The 17,776-nt window shown below is 45.9% G+C and carries 23 protein-coding genes; 17 read left to right on the top strand and 6 right to left on the bottom strand.

The window, feature by feature from the left end; all coding sequences use genetic code 11:
• Positions 1-4: 4 nt before the first annotated feature.
• The 3 genes from G9F48_RS16005 to G9F48_RS15995 form a co-directional block, all read right to left on the bottom strand.
• Positions 5-2,011 carry a T7SS effector LXG polymorphic toxin gene (locus tag G9F48_RS16005; RefSeq protein ID WP_165409777.1) on the bottom strand — a complete coding sequence of 669 codons (2,007 nt, stop codon included), beginning with the start codon at positions 2,009-2,011 and terminating at the stop codon, positions 5-7.
• A gap of 102 nt (positions 2,012-2,113) precedes the next feature.
• Positions 2,114-2,413 carry a contact-dependent growth inhibition system immunity protein gene (locus tag G9F48_RS16000; RefSeq protein WP_165409776.1) on the bottom strand — a complete coding sequence of 100 codons (300 nt, stop codon included), beginning with the start codon at positions 2,411-2,413 and terminating at the stop codon, positions 2,114-2,116.
• A 5-nt stretch (positions 2,414-2,418) separates the two neighbouring features.
• Entirely contained in the window at positions 2,419-4,302 is a 1,884-nt protein-coding gene (locus tag G9F48_RS15995; RefSeq protein WP_165409775.1) for a ribonuclease YeeF family protein, read from the bottom strand.
• Between the two features lie 298 nt (positions 4,303-4,600).
• On the opposite strand from G9F48_RS15995, the gene G9F48_RS15990 reads away from it, so the two are divergent.
• From G9F48_RS15990 to G9F48_RS15950, 9 genes are all read left to right on the top strand, one after another.
• On the top strand, positions 4,601-5,320 hold the full coding sequence (locus tag G9F48_RS15990) for a YebC/PmpR family DNA-binding transcriptional regulator (RefSeq protein WP_003155709.1): 720 nt from the start codon (positions 4,601-4,603) through the stop codon (positions 5,318-5,320).
• A 179-nt stretch (positions 5,321-5,499) separates the two neighbouring features.
• On the top strand, positions 5,500-5,790 hold the full coding sequence (locus tag G9F48_RS20100) for a hypothetical protein (RefSeq protein WP_063174334.1): 291 nt from the start codon (positions 5,500-5,502) through the stop codon (positions 5,788-5,790).
• A gap of 177 nt (positions 5,791-5,967) precedes the next feature.
• Positions 5,968-6,837, top strand: a complete 870-nt coding sequence (gene ant(6), locus G9F48_RS15980) for an aminoglycoside 6-adenylyltransferase (RefSeq protein WP_165409774.1) — start codon at positions 5,968-5,970, stop codon at positions 6,835-6,837.
• Positions 6,838-6,970: 133 nt separating this feature from the next.
• A complete protein-coding gene (gene cotJA, locus G9F48_RS15975; RefSeq protein ID WP_003155704.1) occupies positions 6,971-7,219 on the top strand; it encodes a spore coat-associated protein CotJA in 249 nt (82 codons plus the stop codon).
• On the top strand, positions 7,203-7,466 hold the full coding sequence (gene cotJB, locus G9F48_RS15970; RefSeq protein ID WP_003155702.1) for a spore coat protein CotJB: 264 nt from the start codon (positions 7,203-7,205) through the stop codon (positions 7,464-7,466). The genes cotJA and cotJB overlap by 17 nt, the downstream gene beginning before the upstream one ends.
• Before the next feature lie 14 nt (positions 7,467-7,480).
• The gene (gene cotJC, locus G9F48_RS15965; RefSeq protein ID WP_003155700.1) at positions 7,481-8,050 is read left to right on the top strand and encodes a spore coat protein CotJC; all 570 of its coding nucleotides are present in this window, start codon (positions 7,481-7,483) and stop codon (positions 8,048-8,050) included.
• A gap of 88 nt (positions 8,051-8,138) precedes the next feature.
• Positions 8,139-8,672 carry a GNAT family N-acetyltransferase gene (locus G9F48_RS15960; protein ID WP_060674483.1) on the top strand — a complete coding sequence of 178 codons (534 nt, stop codon included), beginning with the start codon at positions 8,139-8,141 and terminating at the stop codon, positions 8,670-8,672.
• Positions 8,673-8,702: 30 nt separating this feature from the next.
• The gene (locus tag G9F48_RS15955) at positions 8,703-8,981 is read left to right on the top strand and encodes a YesK-like family protein (RefSeq protein WP_017419062.1); all 279 of its coding nucleotides are present in this window, start codon (positions 8,703-8,705) and stop codon (positions 8,979-8,981) included.
• A gap of 113 nt (positions 8,982-9,094) precedes the next feature.
• Positions 9,095-9,784 (top strand): YetF domain-containing protein, encoded by a 690-nt coding sequence (locus G9F48_RS15950; protein ID WP_156736048.1) that lies wholly within the window; start codon positions 9,095-9,097, stop codon positions 9,782-9,784.
• A gap of 32 nt (positions 9,785-9,816) precedes the next feature.
• On the opposite strand, the gene hmoA is transcribed toward G9F48_RS15950, so the two are convergent.
• Positions 9,817-10,143, bottom strand: a complete 327-nt coding sequence (gene hmoA, locus G9F48_RS15945; RefSeq protein WP_003155696.1) for a heme-degrading oxygenase HmoA — start codon at positions 10,141-10,143, stop codon at positions 9,817-9,819.
• 83 nt (positions 10,144-10,226) lie between these two features.
• Positions 10,227-10,589 carry a VOC family protein gene (locus tag G9F48_RS15940; protein ID WP_007408938.1) on the bottom strand — a complete coding sequence of 121 codons (363 nt, stop codon included), beginning with the start codon at positions 10,587-10,589 and terminating at the stop codon, positions 10,227-10,229.
• A 159-nt stretch (positions 10,590-10,748) separates the two neighbouring features.
• On the opposite strand from G9F48_RS15940, the gene G9F48_RS15935 reads away from it, so the two are divergent.
• The 8 genes from G9F48_RS15935 to G9F48_RS15900 all read left to right on the top strand — a co-directional run bounded on the left by G9F48_RS15935 (position 10,749) and on the right by G9F48_RS15900 (position 17,095).
• Complete coding sequence (locus G9F48_RS15935; RefSeq protein WP_015416994.1) at positions 10,749-11,615, top strand: STAS domain-containing protein; 867 nt, start codon at positions 10,749-10,751, stop codon at positions 11,613-11,615.
• A gap of 282 nt (positions 11,616-11,897) precedes the next feature.
• Complete coding sequence (locus G9F48_RS15930; protein ID WP_063174337.1) at positions 11,898-12,926, top strand: sulfate ABC transporter substrate-binding protein; 1,029 nt, start codon at positions 11,898-11,900, stop codon at positions 12,924-12,926.
• Positions 12,927-12,941: 15 nt separating this feature from the next.
• Positions 12,942-13,778, top strand: coding sequence for a sulfate ABC transporter permease subunit CysT (gene cysT, locus G9F48_RS15925; protein WP_156736051.1), 837 nt, complete (start codon positions 12,942-12,944; stop codon positions 13,776-13,778).
• 10 nt (positions 13,779-13,788) lie between these two features.
• Positions 13,789-14,652 (top strand): sulfate ABC transporter permease subunit CysW, encoded by an 864-nt coding sequence (gene cysW / locus G9F48_RS15920; RefSeq protein WP_165409773.1) that lies wholly within the window; start codon positions 13,789-13,791, stop codon positions 14,650-14,652.
• Positions 14,653-14,665: 13 nt separating this feature from the next.
• Positions 14,666-15,736, top strand: a complete 1,071-nt coding sequence (locus G9F48_RS15915) for a sulfate/molybdate ABC transporter ATP-binding protein (RefSeq protein WP_156736053.1) — start codon at positions 14,666-14,668, stop codon at positions 15,734-15,736.
• 118 nt (positions 15,737-15,854) lie between these two features.
• The gene (locus tag G9F48_RS15910; protein ID WP_070081483.1) at positions 15,855-16,028 is read left to right on the top strand and encodes a YezD family protein; all 174 of its coding nucleotides are present in this window, start codon (positions 15,855-15,857) and stop codon (positions 16,026-16,028) included.
• Positions 16,029-16,057: 29 nt separating this feature from the next.
• Complete coding sequence (locus G9F48_RS15905) at positions 16,058-16,360, top strand: hypothetical protein (protein ID WP_003155691.1); 303 nt, start codon at positions 16,058-16,060, stop codon at positions 16,358-16,360.
• A gap of 90 nt (positions 16,361-16,450) precedes the next feature.
• Positions 16,451-17,095 (top strand): Bax inhibitor-1/YccA family protein, encoded by a 645-nt coding sequence (locus G9F48_RS15900; RefSeq protein WP_165409772.1) that lies wholly within the window; start codon positions 16,451-16,453, stop codon positions 17,093-17,095.
• 38 nt (positions 17,096-17,133) lie between these two features.
• Here the strand turns inward: G9F48_RS15900 and G9F48_RS15895 are convergent, their stop codons facing one another.
• Entirely contained in the window at positions 17,134-17,646 is a 513-nt protein-coding gene (locus tag G9F48_RS15895; protein ID WP_146283737.1) for a MarR family winged helix-turn-helix transcriptional regulator, read from the bottom strand.
• Positions 17,647-17,776 lie beyond the last annotated feature (130 nt).

Here is a 17,776-nt window from a genome sequence, read left to right as displayed (position 1 = left end):
GACCTCAACCTCCAGATTGATTTTTTATTGTTACTTTTTCGAAATCAGCATCTCCAATGCTGTACTTAACGATGAATTTGTCTGGTCTTAGTGAATCACCTTTATATATGGCTTTTATATTAACGTTAACTTTTTGCGGTGGTTCTTCTTTAAGAGCCTTTGCCCATTCTTGCTCCATTTCATACCATCTGCCGCCGCTCCTATTAATCTGAGAATTCATTGGCACGATGTTGTCGAATTGGCCTGAGCCTTTGAATTGGGTGGCGATTAGGTGGCCTCCGTCGTCATCTGTCAGACGGTCTGGTTTACCTGCTTTTGACTGTGCATATTGGTTGCGTTTTGCTTCTCCCAGCTGCAAGTCTGCTTTGACACTTGTAATTCTACCATAGTTGTCAGTGGTGTACGTGTAGCCTTCTTTTGTTTTGTAGATGACATTCGGCTTTAATACTTTCTTTCTGGTCCATTTCGCAAAATGCTCGCCGTATTTGACCGTTACCGGCGGTACATGCGGTGCCGGTGTCCGTCTGCCGCTTGCGGAGGTTCCGTACGGTTTCGGCAGGATGACTTTGGCGAATTTCTGCAGTCCCTCTTTAAGTGTGACCCCGTTGACTGCGTTGTAAGGCACGCCCGCCGGCACTAAGTCGTGACGCGGATGATACGGGAGAATATCAGCCAGGGTGAGATCTCCGATTTGATTTAACTTGGTTTTGACACGTTTTTTTGATACTTCCATGCCTGTGTTGACCTTTTGCTTGATGTGGTCAACGGTTTGTTTTGAGACCGTTATCGCTTTTTGTGCTGCGGCGGATTTGCTTGCTGCTGTTTTGACTTTGGTTGTCACTTTGGCGGCTGTGCCTGTTTTTGAGACGGCGCCGACGCCTTTTGTGCCGACGACTGATGTCACAACGGTGCCCACTGCATATGATACCCATCTTGCTCTGGAGTAGGTGTCGCCATTCACCATATCTTTTTGGTACGATTCTTCGATTGCCGCTGAAATGGCTTCATACGTTTTGATCGGGTGAGCCACCGCTCCTGTAATGGCTTCAACCGTTCCGCCCGGATCTGTGACCATATCCCATAAGCCTGTGACCGCGTCTTTTCCGGAATCATAAAGGCCGACGGCAACGCCTTTGAATCCGTCTGTGAGTTCACGCGTGTTTTCAATTTGAGTGAAGTAGCGCTTCTGTTCTTTTGTCAGGTTTTTATAGCCGATTGTTTTGGCCATTGAGTAGAATTCATCGGCATTCGCATAATCGTAGTTTTTCAGTCTTTCTTTCAGTTTTTCAATCTCTCGTTCTTTCGCTTCCTCTTTCTTCATCTTCAAATAAGCATCCGAATGTCTTGCAATCTCGCCTTTTTTCTTATGGATGTCGCTTTCTCGGTACGCCTTGGCATTGTAGTGAAGCGGCGTGGCGTTTTTTCCTTTGCCCGTAGCGTTTTGGAGCTGCTGAAAGTCGGTTTGAATGAACTGTTCGTTCGCTTCGGTTTCTGCGTATTCTTTCGTTAGATCGTGATCAAGTTTGCCGAGCTTATGTATCGTTTCGCTTCTTTTTTTGTCAGCTGAAGACAGCTTTTGATCTGTGCTTTCGGTTGAAAACAGATCAAGCGAGATGATGTCATCGATCTCACCGAGGATGGAGCGCATGTCCTTTTTCTGCTCTTCCATAATCGCTTTTGATTTACTGAGGGCATGGGTGAGCTCATGCTCCAGGAAAGATTCCTCCACATGCGAACTGGAAAGTCCGGCATCTTCGACCTTGCCGGGAAGGCTTGTGAGAAATGCGATTTTCATATCGATCAGATCAAGCCAGCTGTCAGTAACGCCGGCGTGGTCCTGGAAAAAAGCTTTGATGTTATTTGCGCCCCGGCCTGAGAAATCATTGTCACCAAGATCAGCCATACCTTGAAACGCTTTTTTCAGATTGACCATCTGGCCGCGCAGTTTTTTGTATTCACCCGCGCGCTGTTTGGCGGCGGCCAGGAGGGTGTTTGCTTCAAAAACTTTCATGACCATATCCTTTCATTCGGGGTTATTTTTTCAGTTTATAGAGGGAAAGATTAAGAAACTTATCAGAGACTGTGCAAACATAGGAATAGGGTTTCTCTGAATCTATAAAGCCTCAATATTCTTTTCGATTTTTTGAATGACTTGTCCGAGCCATAGTATTGGGGATATTCCGTAACTATTGATATCTACACCATCTGCAGACTCATCTATAAAATTATTTTTTTCTTCATCTGGGTAATCGCTATTTATAAATGTTTTGAGTGCTACTACATCGTTTTCTTGTTCTTTTTTAGGTATCTCTGCTAAGTATTCTTCAAGAGCTGACTCAGGAGTGTCTATATCTTGATGGAAAATACCTCCTAAAAATTGAAATACAGGTTCAGAAATATTTGTTTCAATCATTGATTTCACCTCGTGGGATAGCCTGTTAATATAAAGCTACCATCATTATTCTTTTTCAATATAATTTTAGCATTAGTTAAGTCAGAAATTTCGTCTGAGCCTTTGGTAATTCCTCTGCCTAACACTTCTGATCCTTTATAGGAGAGTACTAAAGGTTTTTTCACATCATAATTATTTAACCATTTTTCTATTTTATCTTTATTAGTTGATAAAGTAATATTAGCAACCTTTTCTGCAGTTGCTCTATCCTTAAAAGATGATGATCCGGATATTTTCTTGTTACTCATTTTGCTTTTTTCAAGCCTTTTCAGGAGTTCTTGGTCAGTCTTCCCAACATGCCTTTCTATAAGGTGTCCGCCTTTTGCTTCGTGAGCAGCTAAGCCACCGCCCGGTGCGAGAGGACTGCTGTCTCCTTGTTTAACACTATGTATGCCGTTATTGTCAGAAGTCACAGATTTTCTGAGCACACTTTCTTTCTGATCTTCAATAATACTTTTCAACAAAGGAGTATTCTTCACATTGTGAGTATTTTCAATATCCTGTGCTATTCCGGCAAGCGCGGGTTCATATTTGTTTTTCGAAACGGAATTAATATAGTCTTTTCCTTTTTCAATCCTGGTTTTTACATGTTTTGCAGCCGCTTTTTCACTGGCTTCCAAGACGTTATCCACTTTGGCGGCGCCTGTTTTGGCGAGCTTGCTTGATACTTTTACAGCTGAGCCGGAACCTTTTAGTCCGACGATGCTCCCGATGGCGTAAGTGATGTAATGGGATCTTGAATACGCATCCCCGTTAACCATTTTATCATTCCACGAATCCGCCAGGTTTGTCCATATGATTTTTGCGTAGGAGGGCGTGTTCAATACACCCGATATGGTTTTAGCGACTTTTTGTTCATCAGAGAGATGGTAAAAATCCCATGCGCCGACAGCGAGATCTTTGACGCCTGTTATGGTGTCTTTCCCGACATCATAAAGGCCGACGCCTATTCCTTTGACGATATCCCAAGCCGTTTCTCCGACTTCTTCGAGCTGTTTTGCTTGTTCAAGCTGCAGCACATATTGCACCTGAGCGGGTTCAAGGTTTTCATAGCCGATCTTCTTCGCGATTTCCAAATACTCATCCGGATCGGTGACACCATCGGCCAGCTTTTTCTTTAGGTTCTTAATCTCCCGCTCTTTCGTCTCTTCCTTCTTAATCGTCAAATAAGCATCCGAATGTCTTGCGATATCGCCTTTTTTCTTATGGATGTCGCTTTCTCGGTACGCCTTGGCATTGTAGTGAAGCGGCGTGGCGTTTTTTCCTTTGCCCGTAGCGTTTTGGAGCTGCTGAAAGTCGGTTTGAATGAACTGTTCGTTCGCTTCGGTTTCTGCGTATTCTTTCGTTAGATCGTGATCAAGTTTGCCGAGCTTATGTATCGTTTCGCTTCTTTTTTTGTCAGCTGAAGACAGCTTTTGATCTGTGCTTTCGGTTGAAAACAGATCAAGCGAGATGATGTCATCGATCTCACCGAGGATGGAGCGCATGTCCTTTTTCTGCTCTTCCATAATCGCTTTTGATTTACTGAGGGCATGGGTGAGCTCATGCTCCAGGAAAGATTCCTCCACATGCGAACTGGAAAGTCCGGCATCTTCGACCTTGCCGGGAAGGCTTGTGAGAAATGCGATTTTCATATCGATCAGATCAAGCCAGCTGTCAGTAACGCCGGCGTGGTCCTGGAAAAAAGCTTTGATGTTATTTGCGCCCCGGCCTGAGAAATCATTGTCACCAAGATCAGCCATGCCTTGAAACGCTTTTTTCAGATTAACCATCTGGCCGCGCAGTTTTTTGTATTCACCCGCGCGCTGTTTGGCGGCGGCCAGGAGGGTGGTTGCTTCGAAAACTTTCATGACCATATCCTTTCTTTTGTTCGATATCAAAATTTTACCACGTGAGTCAGGATATACAGTGTAGGAAATAGGTAATAAGAATAAAATGAATCTTTTGGCTTGCGACTTCCTTCCTGTATGAAGGGGGCTTTTTTATGTTTTGTACAATAATCCTCAAATTCGGCTTACTGCGCTCCGGTGATTTTAAGCGTGCCTGTTTTTTCTAATGTCTTACACTCGAAACAACCCAACCGCTGAGGTATAATAGAAGCAGAGTATTTATCATACAGATTCAATTCGTGAAAGAGAGTGGAACAAAATGGGCCGTAAGTGGAACAATATTAAAGAAAAGAAAGCATCAAAGGACGCAAATACGAGCCGGATTTACGCGAAGTTCGGCCGTGAGATTTATGTGGCGGCAAAACAAGGCGAGCCAGATCCGGAATCGAACCAGGCGTTAAAAGTGGTGCTTGAGCGCGCAAAGACGTACAGTGTGCCGAAAAATATTATTGAGCGTGCGATTGAAAAGGCGAAAGGCGGCGCAGAGGAGAACTTTGACGAGCTGCGTTACGAAGGTTTCGGGCCGAACGGTTCAATGATCATCGTTGATGCGTTAACGAATAATGTAAACCGCACGGCACCTGAAGTGCGCGCCGCATTCGGGAAAAACGGCGGAAATATGGGTGTGAGCGGGTCTGTCGCTTACATGTTTGATGCGACCGCCGTTATCGGCGTTGAAGGCAAGACGGCGGATGAAGCGCTGGAATTGCTGATGGAAGCTGATGTGGACGTGCGCGATATTTTAGAAGAGGATGACAGTGTTATCGTGTATGCTGAGCCTGATCAATTCCATGCCGTACAGGAGGCATTCAAAAATGCCGGCGTTGAAGAGTTCACGGTTGCGGAGCTGACGATGCTTGCGCAAAATGAAGTCGAGCTTCCGGAAGATGCGAAAGCTCAATTTGAAAAGCTGATCGATGTGCTGGAAGACCTCGAAGACGTACAGCAGGTTTATCACAATGTGGATTTAGGCGAATAAAGACAAAAAGGCCGGGACGGCATAAGTTCCGGCCTTTTTATTTTGCTTATGAGGCCGGTCTGTATCGTATTTCTCCGTAAGCAATTATTGATTATTTCACCAAAACTGGGCGGATGCCCATACGTTTCCTTCCGCATGTCATAAACTGGACTGTAACCTATGTGAAGGAGCGATAAATCATGAATGAAAGAAGACCGATTTACGGCGGCTATGGAGGCTACGGAGGCTACCCGGGGTACGGTTTTGGCGGCTACGGAGGCTACGGTGGCTACGGCGGCTTCGGAGGATATCCGGGATACGGTTTCGGCGGAGGCTACGGCTACCCGGGATACGGTTTTGGCGGTTACGGCGGTTTTGGCGGCTACGGCGGCTTCGGAGGATATCCGGGGTACGGTTTTGGCGGCTATGGCGGAGGCTACGGCGGCTACCCGTTCCATCATCATCATCATCGGGACAGCCAATATATCTGACCATTCGGGAAAAGCACTCTTGGAACAAGCAAGAGTGCTCTTCTCATGTTCTTGCAGCTGTGTTACGATTGGAGCAAAATCATCAAGTACATAGGACTTTTCTGTAAATCATGAGCAAGTTGTTTATAAACTGAAAAGCATGATCTGTAAAAATCTCTTTATCGGGAGGTTTTACATGTGAGAAGTGAAGACGAAATGATGAAATTGATTCTTGATATTGCGATGAAGGACGAGAGAATCCGTCTTGTCACTTTAGAGGGATCAAGAACCAATAAAAATGTACCGAGAGACAAATTTCAAGACTATGATATTTCTTATTTTGTGACCGATATGGACTCTTTCACATCTGACGAAAGCTGGCTGGATCAGTTTGGCGAAAGAATGATGATGCAAAAACCTGAAGATATGGAACTTTTCCCTCCGGAACTCGGAGACTGGTTCTCCTATCTCATGCTTTTTAAAGATCATCATAAAATCGACTTAACTTTGATCCCTCTGAGTCAAACAGAGGATTATTTTACACAAAGTGATGGTTTGGCGGAAATATTATTAGACAAGGATGACCGAATCAACAGTAAGATGATTGCGAGTGATGAACAATATCATATAAAGAAACCGACCCCCGGAGAGTTTGATGATTGCTGCAATGAATTTTGGATGGTTTCAACCTATGTGATTAAAGGATTAATGCGTAAAGAAATACTGTTTGCGCTGGATCATATGAATGACATTTTAAGGCCTAATATTTTGCGTATGATTGCGTGGAATATCGGGATAGAGTATCAGTTTTCATTAAGTGTAGGGAAGAATTATAAGTATATTCAACATTACATGAATGCGAAAGATTGGGAAATTCTGCTGAATACTTATGTCGGCAATACTTATGAAAGCGTGTGGAAGGCATTATTTGACTGCCAGGATCTCTTCAGAGCATATTCAACGTCAGTGGCTGTTTTATTGAGATATGAATATCCTGAATATGATCAGCAAATTACGGAATATACAATTAAACATTATCAGCGCTTTCAATCAGATTTTTCATTATGATTTTTTACTTCAAATTCCAGATGAGCTGCATTGAGTCCGTTTTTAACGGGCTTTTTTTATTTTCTTACAGGGCATAAATGCCGATACGGATTCATACCTATTAAGGTCATGTGTTTAGGAAAGGAGGATCGTAATGAAAGAAAATCAGCCGTTTACACCGGTCAAATCCTATAAACCCTTCCACAGCCGGTTTGATCCCTGCCCGCCGATCGGAAGAAAATACTACAGAACGCCGCCGCATCTTTATATGCGGTTTCAGCCGTATCACTTGGAGCAGTTTTCTCCGATGGAGGCATTGAGAAAAGGAACCCTTTGGAAGGATCTTTACGATTTCTATGATAATCCTTATCGGGGGGGAATCGAATATGGCGAAAAAGATTGATGATGAATACTATCGGCTGCTGGAACAAATCCAGGCGGCGGACTTTGTCTTGGTGGAGCTGACGCTTTATCTGGATACGCATCCCCATGACCGTCTCGCGCTTCAGCAGTTTCATGAATATTCCCGGTACTCAAGGCAGCTGAGAAAACGGTTTGAACCTGAGTACGGACCGCTTCTGCAATTCGGCGTGAGTCAGGCTGGCGCTCAATGGGACTGGGGCCGCGGTCCTTGGCCATGGCAAGTATAAGGAGGGATCTGTAAATGTGGGTATATGAAAAAAAGCTGCAGTATCCGGTTAAAGTGAGTACATGCAACCCGATGCTGGCTAAGTTTCTCATTGAACAATACGGCGGGGCGGACGGCGAATTGGCCGCAGCGCTCCGGTACTTAAACCAGCGCTACACGATTCCTGATAAGGTGATCGGCCTGCTGACGGATATCGGCACGGAGGAGTTTGCGCATTTAGAAATGATTGCGACGATGATTTATAAGCTGACAAAAGATGCGACACCGGAGCAGCTGCGTGATGCAGGGCTCAGTGATCATTACGTCAACCATGACAGCGCGCTGTTTTATCACAATGCGGCCGGAGTTCCGTTCACAGCGTCTTACATACAGGCGAAGGGAGATCCGATTGCTGATTTATATGAGGATATTGCGGCTGAAGAAAAGGCGAGAGCGACGTATCAATGGATTATTGATATTTCCGATGATCCTGACCTGAATGATTCACTCCGTTTTCTGCGTGAGCGTGAAATCGTTCACTCTATGCGTTTCAGGGAAGCGGTTGAGATTTTAAAAGAAGAACGTGATAAGAAGAAAATTTTTTAAACGGCCCTCAAACATGACGGCTGTTTTTTTCCTTTCTGCGTTTGGTCTATAATAAAGGTGTCGAATATTCTGATTACAGGAGGATTTTATGACACCATTTACGATTACGGAGGAGAAGGCGGGGGCATTCCGGGTCACCTCCGCCCGGAAGGATGATGAAGAAGAGGTTATGGATCTGCTCGTGCAAGCGGCAGAATGGCTTCGCGATAAAGGATCGAACCAGTGGAGCGGCCTTCTGCAAGGGGAAGATACCCACAATATGCGGGAGGCGATCGCCAAAGGGTATGTTTTTTTATTCAGGCAGAATGAAGAGCTGGCAGGCGTCGTCATGCTGCTTCCCGAAGCAAGCGGGTGGGACAGACGTCTATGGGGCGATGAAGGACATGAGGAGTCCGTATATCTCCACCGGCTGGCGATTAACAGGCGGTTTGCAGGCGCGGGGCTCGGCCGGACAATCATGACTTGGGCGGAGACGGGTGTGTCTTGTCCGGGAAAAACGAAAATCCGGCTCGACTGCGTGGCCGAAAACAAGGCGCTTCAGTCGTTTTACAGCGGAATGGGGTACGAATCAAAAGGACTCGCGCCGGGTTATCATTTGTTTGAAAAAAAGGTGAGTAAATAAAAAGCTCCTCATGACGGAGGTGCAAAAGACATGGGGTTTTTTTATCTGATCTGTCTGGCCGCATTTTGTCTTAACTTTGCCGTATCGGCTGTGCTCCGTAAGAAATGGCCGAAAAAGATGTGGCCTGAGTGCCTTTTGGCGGTGCTGGGCCTGACTGCTTTCGGTACGGTTGTTTACAGCATTTTCGGTGTCGGCGGCTGGGAAGGAATGGGCTTGGGGCTTGCCGCGATGTTTGCGGGTTCCGGAGCGGCAGCCGGTTATGCCGCTGAGGTGTGCTTACGGGTCGTCAGATCGAATCAAAAACAGTAAGCAGAAGTGAAAAAACGCGGCCTCGGCTGCGTTTTTTTGTGTATTGCCGGCCGCTGTATAGAAAACAGGCGGATGTCCATAATGGTAATGACTTTTAAGAAGAAGGTGCGAATATGGGACATTTACTTACAGTGGCTTGGGAGTTAGTATGCGGCTTGGGTATTTTATTTGTGATTTTAAAATTGCTTGGAAAAACCCAATTCTCGCAAATTACGCCGTTTGATTTTATTTCCGCGCTCATCCTCGGCGAACTGGTCGGAAATGCGGTGTATGATAAAGGCGTCAGGATTATTGAAATCATTTTTGCTTCTCTGTTATGGGGGGTTTTAATTTATCTCATCGAACTGATTACGCAGAAAGTAAAAAGCTCCAGAAAGCTGTTGGAAGGCGAGCCGAGTATTATCATACATAAAGGAAAACTGAAATATGATGTGCTGAAAAAGAATAAGCTGGACATTAATCAATTGCAAAGCCTTCTCAGACAGGCGAATTGCTTTTCCATACAGGAAGCGGAGTACGCGATTTTAGAAACAAACGGGATGGTCAGCGTCCTGCCGAAATTCCAATATGACACGACGAAAAACGGCGACATGCAAATAAAGCCGAAGCAGGTCTCTTTACCGGTCACGCTGATTATTGACGGTGAAGTGCTGTATGAAAATCTGAAAGAAGCCGGGCTGGAAGAAAAGCAGCTGACTCAGGAGCTGAAAAAGCTGAACATCAAAAAAACGGAGGACGTGCTGTATGCGGAATGGAAGCCCGATAAACCACTGTTTGTCCTGCCGTATGAGGAGAAAAAATAAAAAGAGCATTGCCCTGGGGCAAATGCTCTTTATTATTTTTCGTGTACGCCTGTTTTAACGGCTCTGACATGATACATACCGACATCCGTTCCAAGCATATAATCAGGTTTCGGCTTGCCTTGGTTTGCTTTGTGGGCCGCGATGTGGTCTTCGCTTTTTTCCCATTGTTTCCAATGGTCTTCAGACTCCCAGCGGATTAACACGACGACTTCTTCATCACCGCGGCGGACTTTTTTTTCCAGGACTGTTACGTCTATCAAACCTTCCTGCTTTTCAATCACGCCTTCTGAACTGAAGCGTTCGATTACTTTGTCGGCATGTCCTTCTTTTACGGTCATTTTTCTGATTTGCACAAACATCTGGCAGCTCTCCAATCATTTTCACGCTTTATCAACATTTTAAATGAAAATGATTCTCAAAGTCAATTGAGATGCCTGACGGATTACGATTTCAGGAGAAAGACATGACCATCCTCATCTTTAAATTGCACGAAGCTGCCCCATTCCATTTGTTTCGGTTCATCTAAAAAGGTGATGCCGTTCTTTTTCATCTGTTCGTATGCGGCAAAGACATCTTCACACTCAAATACGATAGAAGCCTTCATATGCTCGGCCCCTTTCATCATCGATTTCGGATAAATAACCAAATGAGTGGCGGCCCCTTTGGGCGCTACCTCAAGCCAGAAGGCGCCCGGTCCCATCGGATGCTCGGCAACGGTTTCAAACCCCGCTTTTTCCGTCCAGAATGTTTTCGCTTTTTGCTGATCATCAGTGTATACGGCGACTGTCGCGATTTTTTTGATCATCATACTGACCTCCTGTTTCATTTCTTTTATAGTGTATCCTCCTGCCGGAAAAAGCAATCAAAAGCTTTAATGTGCCGGCTTTTTTTAATTTCTCTAGTGCGATCGGCGATTCCGATTTATAATTTAGACAAAAGTACATTCTTGAAAGAGGAGACGGCAGTGAACAAAGACCAATTACTTCATGATTATATTATTACACATTCGGCAGAGCTGACGGAAAAATGGCTCAAGCTGAGACGGAAGCTGAGAGGGCGTTTTTATTCTGCGGATCAATTAAGTGAGGAAATGAAACGGCTGCTGATCGAGCAGCATACCTTTACAAACACGGTCATCGCAAGCGCTTTTTTGGAAGATCCGGCCGTTTTTCAGCATAATAAAGAAAAATGGGCCGCACAGGTAGCGAAAAGCAGAGTGGAGCAAGACGCGGAGGTTCATGAGGTCGTTGAGGCGATCGGCAATTCAAGAACTGTCTTTTGGGAGGCGGTCACCCGTTTTATGGATGAGCATCAGGACATCGTAACAAACGAGGATGCCCGCCGCTGGAATCACCTTGTCAACGGCTCGTTTGATCAGCTGATGACGGATTTTACTGAACAGTTTCAGAAATTAATGATCGCGAGGCTGTCATCTCAGCAGGAGCTTATTTCCGAATTGAGCTGTCCGGTTATTTTGATCGCGGATACGATCGGCACTCTGCCGCTCATCGGCGCGATTGATACGAGACGGGCGCGTGTGATTTTGGAGTCGGTGCCGGAAAACTGTGTCGCCAAACGGATCACAAACCTTGTGATTGATCTGTCCGGTGTGCCCATTGTCGATACGATGGTGGCGCAGCAATTGTATATGCTGTCGAAAACGTTATTTCTCCTCGGCATCAGAACCGTGTTTTCCGGCATTCGGCCTGATGTGGCACAGACTTCTATCCAATTGGGACTTGATTTTTCAGAGTATCAAACTTACGGCTCCCTGGAGCAGGCGCTCGCCAGCATGGGTGTCACATGTGTGATCGAGGAAGCAAAAGCATAGAAAAAAGGTGCTCCGGCCAGAGGCGGGGCGCTTTTTTTTGTCAGCGGAAAACAATTTAAATATTCTAAAACTTAGTTGACAGCTAGGGATAGTTTGAATTATTCTTATACACATCGAACCGGCACAAATAGCTGATCGTACACAAACGAAAGCTGGCCGTTCTGCCCAAATCTGATACCGGTATAATTGCCCATCAGTCAACTGAAGGCATATTATTTCCCTTTTTTGAAAGGGGATAATATGCCTTTTTTTATGCGGAAAAAGAGAGGAGAAATCAGGCACATGAAAAAAACAGCGGCATTTTTAGTATTGATCTTATTGGCAGGGGCGCTGTCAGCCTGTCAATCTGAGTCCGGCAGCGCGTCATCAGACGGAAAGACCGTTCAGCTGCTGAATGTATCGTATGATCCGACACGGGAGCTGTATAAAGAGTATAATCAGGCCTTTTCTTCCTACTGGAAAAAGAAAACGGGTCAAGATGTAACCGTTCAGCAGTCACACGGAGGTTCGGGGAAGCAGGCCAGATCCGTAATAGACGGACTCGATGCTGATGTCGTAACGCTTGCTTTAGGTTATGACATTGATTCGATAGCAGAAAAAGCCCGGCTCATTGATCAAAACTGGCAGTCACGTCTGCCGGATCAATCAACTCCTTACACGTCAACCATCGTATTTTTAGTCAGAAAAGGGAATCCGAAACACATCACTGATTGGGCTGACTTGGTGAAAAAGGACGTTTCGGTCATTACGCCCAATCCGAAAACATCGGGCGGAGCCAGATGGAACTATTTAGCGGCATGGGCATATGCCGATGAAACGTATCATCATGACGACACGAAAATCAAACAGTTTATGAAAGACCTCTACGGCAATGTGGAAGTGCTTGATTCAGGGGCGCGCGGAGCCACGACCAGTTTTACAGAAAGAGGGATGGGGGATGTGCTGATCGCCTGGGAAAATGAGGCCTATCTCACACTGAAGGAATTCGGCAAGGAGAAATATGAGATTGTCAATCCTTCAATCAGCATTCTGGCTGAGCCTCCTGTCTCTGTTGTCGACAAAACCGCCGATAAAAAAGGAACAAAAAAAGCGGCTGAAGCATATTTGTCCTACCTCTACAGCAAAAAAGGGCAGGAGATCGCCGCGAAGAATTTTTACCGGCCCCGCGATAAAGAGGTTCTGAAAAAGTATGAAAAACAATTCCCGCAGATTAAAACGGTGACGGTCGAAAAGGAATTCGGCGGCTGGAAAAAAGCGCAGGAAACCCATTTCAATGACGGCGGAACCTTTGACAGCATCTATGAGAAATAGAAAGAGGAAACGAGTATGAGAACGTTACTTTTCAAAAAAACAAAACCGTCCGTGATTCCGGGGTTCGGATTAACGATGGGATTTACATTTTTATATATGGCCGTTTTGGTTATCGTGCCGCTGTCCATGGTGTTTTTTCATACGATGTCAATGGGGCCCGGGGGCGTCTGGCATATCATTTCTGAGCCGAGGGCCGCGGCTTCCTATCGGCTGAGCTTCTTGACGGCGGGCTGCGCCGCTTTGATCAATGCGGTTTTCGGCGTTGTCATCGCCTGGGTGCTGACGAGATATGACTTTCCGGGGAAAAGGCTGGCTGACGGCCTGGTTGATCTGCCGTTTGCCCTGCCGACCGCCGTCGCAGGCATTACATTAACGGCAATGTATTCACCGGACGGCTGGATCGGACAGTTGTTTCCTTTCCGTATTTCCTTTACACCGATCGGCATTGTCATCGCATTGACGTTTATCGGGCTGCCTTTTGTCGTCAGGATGGTTCAGCCCGTCTTAGAAAATCTCCAAAAGGAAACGGAAGAAGCATCTGCGTCACTTGGAGCTTCGAAATGGAAAACCTTCCAAAAGGTCATTCTGCCGGAGCTTTTTCCTTCTATTATATCGGGTTTCGCATTATCTTTTGCCCGCGCCCTCGGGGAGTATGGTTCTGTTGTATTTATCGCGGGCAATATGCCGTTTAAAACCGAGATTTCCCCGCTGATCATTATGACGAAATTAGAGCAATACGATTATGCCGGGGCAACAGCTGTTGCGGCAGTCATGCTTGTCATCACATTTTTCATTTTATTCATCATCAATGGATTGCAATGGCTCACCGCGAGAAAATACGCAGGAAGGTAGGGGATATGCCATGCAGCTGGAAACAGCGAAAACAGCCGTGCCTAAGCGGGAGATACGGGAATCACCCGTTGTGAAATGGGTGCTGATCTCAGCAGTTCTGCTCTTTTTGTCCATATTTTTAATCATGCCGCTTGCATTCATATTTATTGAAGCTTTTAAAAAGGGAGCGGAAGCATATATCCTCTTTGTCACGCATCCGGATTCCCTTGCCGCGATGAAATTGACGCTCCTCGTCGTTTTTATCACGGTTCCGCTGAATACGCTGTTCGGCGTCGCCGCGGCGTGGACTGTGACCAAATATGAATTCAGGGGGAAAAGTCTGTTTATGACACTGATTGATCTGCCGTTTGCCGTGTCTCCGGTAATCGCGGGCTTAATCTTTGTCCTTTTGTTCGGGCTTCACGGCTGGCTTGGTCCATTTTTACTTGATCACCAGATAAAAATCGTATTCGCAGTCCCGGGAATCGTGCTTGCATCCTTGTTTGTGACGCTCCCTTTTATCGCCCGGGAATTAATACCGCTTATGCAAAGCTTGGGAAATGCTGAAGAAGAAGCGTCCGTCACCCTTGGTGCTGGTGGCTGGAGAACGTTCTGGCATGTGACGCTGCCTAATATCAAATGGGGGCTGATCTACGGCGTGATTTTGAGCGCGGCCCGGACAATCGGCGAATTCGGCGCCGTATCAGTCGTTTCCGGTCATATCAGGGGTGTTACCAACACGCTCCCGCTTCATATCGAAATTTTGTACAACGAATATCAGTTTACGGCCGCTTTTGCGGCGGCCTCCGTCATGTCGGTTTTTGCGATTGTGACACTGTTTTTGAAAAACATCATTGAATGGAAAGCCGGTTATCGTTCTGTCAAAGCCGGATGAGGAAGGAGTCATTATGGAGATTACGATCGACAGTATTTCTAAGCATTACGGAAACTATCAGGCATTGCGGGATATCAATCTTCACGTCAATAATGGCGAGCTGGTTGCGCTTCTCGGCCCGTCAGGCTCAGGCAAAACGTCATTATTGAGAGTCATTGCCGGCCTCGAGCAGGCAGATGGGGGACGTGTCCTGTTCGGAAAACAAGATGTGACGGATACGCATGTAAAAAGCAGGCATGTCGGTTTTGTGTTTCAGCACTATGCGTTATTCAGCAAGATGACGATTTTTGAAAATGTCGCCTACGGATTAAAAGTCCGTCCGCGAAAGCAGCGTCCCGCCAAAAAGGAAATTGCCGAAAAGGTGAGAGAGCTTCTGGCGCTTGTGAAACTGGAACCTTATGAAAAGCGCTATCCCTCGCAGCTGTCAGGCGGACAAAGACAAAGAGCCGCCCTCGCACGCGCCTTGGCCGTAGAACCGAACATTCTGCTGTTGGATGAACCGTTCGGCGCGCTTGACGCCAAAGTAAGAAAAGAGTTAAGGCAATGGCTCAGACGGCTTCATGATGAATTCGGCATGACAAGTATTTTCGTCACTCACGACCAGGAAGAAGCGCTTGATGTGGCCGACCGCATTGTCATTATGAATGAAGGTGCGATTGAACAGATCGGAACGCCGCAGGAGGTGTATGATCACCCCGCAAATCCGTTTGTGTACGACTTTCTCGGCAGTGTCAACGTATTTGAAGGAAGAGTGGAGGAAGGAAAGCTGATCACCGGAAACGCAGCAATACCTGTCGGGCATGCTGATCAGGACAAGGGGATCGCTTATGTGAGGCCGCACCATTTTACCGTAGAAAAAAAACCGTCCGGTCTGCATTCATTTGAAGCAAAGGCGGCTCATATCCGTGCCATCGGACCGTCCGTCAGATTGGAAGCCATCCGTACCGACACAGGCCAGCACTTGGAGATTGAGCTCTCAAAAGAGCAATATGACGCCTTGGGGGCGGGCGTCGGCGACACGGTTTATGTCAAAGCGAAGGAAGTGAAAGTTTTCGCAAAGAAAACATATCCGAAAATTGTGTAAATGCTGTTGATTTCTGAATGAAAACATAATAGTATAATTATATATTTCTTATCAGAATAGTATGAATTAAAACACTCATTGTCAAAAGACGAACGGCCAGACATAAAGGGGGAGCATGATGACGTCCAAAGGAAACGTAGATCCGCATGTGATCGAAAAGATTATCAGTGCGCTGGAAACGCTCGATTTCGGGACTGTTCAGATTACGGTTCATAATTCCCAAGTGACACAAATTGATAAGGTGGAGAAATATCGATTTTCCCTGAAGAGCAAAGAATTAAAACAATCTTAAAAAACAGCCAATGACAGGAGGCGGTACATATGAAGCATTCAACTGTTCCTTTCCGGGAGAGCCGGTATCTGCACCTGCCCGAAGTGCGCTTTCTGCATTGGTGCACGAAGCAATACGGCATAAATAAAGGCGTGCTCAATACAATTGACGGCTGGTTTTATGATGCGGGCGTCATTCCGATTCCCGTCAGGCGTCTTTATGTGCTGGCATTCCTTGATTTCGTGAAAACGCCGGGGCAGAAGGGGAATATCCGATTCGGGCACGGCGGATTGACGAAAAAACTGCATGATTTCATGGATATGCAGGAGTGCGCAGCAAAACGTCAGGCCTGACATCCTTAAAATCTTCTTAAAATCATGCAAATTTCTCCCATTTTATTTATAATAGACCTATCACGATCATTTTTTGGGAGGACTTTTGACATGCAAACTGCTGCTTATGAGAGCAAACAATCTATTATGCAGCGCATTATAACGGTATTTGTGTTTACACTGTTAGTTGCGACAATCGGCCTGTATACGGGCCAGTTCATTCCGCCGGCATTGATACTGCCGCTGTCGATCTTAGAGGTCGTCATGATCATCGCCGCATTTTGGCTGCGCCGAAAAAAAGCCGTCGGATATGTGTTTGTCTTTTCATTCGCTTTTATTTCCGGAATGACGCTGTTTCCGATCATCAGCCATTATGCGTCCGCAGCCGGAGCCTATGTCGTATTGGAGGCATTCGGTTCTTCGTTTGTGATTTTTGCGGTGCTCGGCACGATCGGCGCTAAAACGAAAAAGGACTTGTCGTTTTTATGGTCCTTCTTGCTTGTCGCTGTTATCGCGCTTCTCGCAGTGGGGATCTTTAATATTTTCAGCCCGCTGAATTCCGCCGCCATGATGGCGTATTCCGTCATCGGAACGATTGTGTTTTCAATGTACATCTTATACGATCTGAACCAGATCAAGCACCGGGACATCACGGCTGACCTGATTCCTTTGATGGCATTGACGCTTTATATCGACTTTATCAACTTGTTTATCAACCTGCTTCGGTTTTTCGGGATTTTAAACAGTGATGATTAACCGCGCGAAAAAGGCGCCCTGCTGAGAGGGACGCCTTTTTATGTTCTGTCTCCGGAAAACAGCAGAAGCTTATCAAATAAAACTTCAAGCATTTTTGTCAATTCCGCTTTTTCTCCAGCAGTGAAGCTTTCCATGACTGCTGAAATGTTGGAGAAGTGGCCGGGAAGAAACAGCATCAGCTTTTCTTTTCCTTCCCTTGTAAGTTCGATGCTGATTTTTCGTCTGTCACCGGTATGCCGGCTGCGGTTTACAAAGCCGTCCCGTGCGAGTCCGTCGATCAATCCGGTGATGGTCGCTTTGGTGACATTGGATTTTTTCGCCAGCTCCGTCGGACTCAGGCTGTGGCCGGGTTCGTCAAACAGAAACATTAAAATTTTGAATTTCCCTTCGGACAATCCGTGACTTGAGAAATAATGCTCCATGACCTGATTCATTTTTTTAGACATATCAAATAACGTCAAAAATGTTTTCAATGATTCAGCATCCATACCGGCGTAAATCTCAGCGCGTCCGGCAATCTGCGAGTAATCCGGCAAATGTCTCAACTCCATTTTTGTAAGCCTCCGTACCATTTTAGTGATTCAAAGTATAAGCTTGCCGGATTCAAAAGGCAACCTATAAAGATTGACAGTTTTTCAGCCTGTATAGTAAGGTGGCTAATAGTTAATGAATGATAAATAA

It is taken from the genome of Bacillus sp. EKM420B, assembly GCF_011065565.1.
Taxonomy (GTDB): Bacteria; Bacillota; Bacilli; order Bacillales; family Bacillaceae; genus Bacillus; species Bacillus velezensis.
The sequence above is the reverse complement of the archived record's forward strand: the minus strand, read 5'-3'. Positions and strand labels throughout refer to the sequence as shown.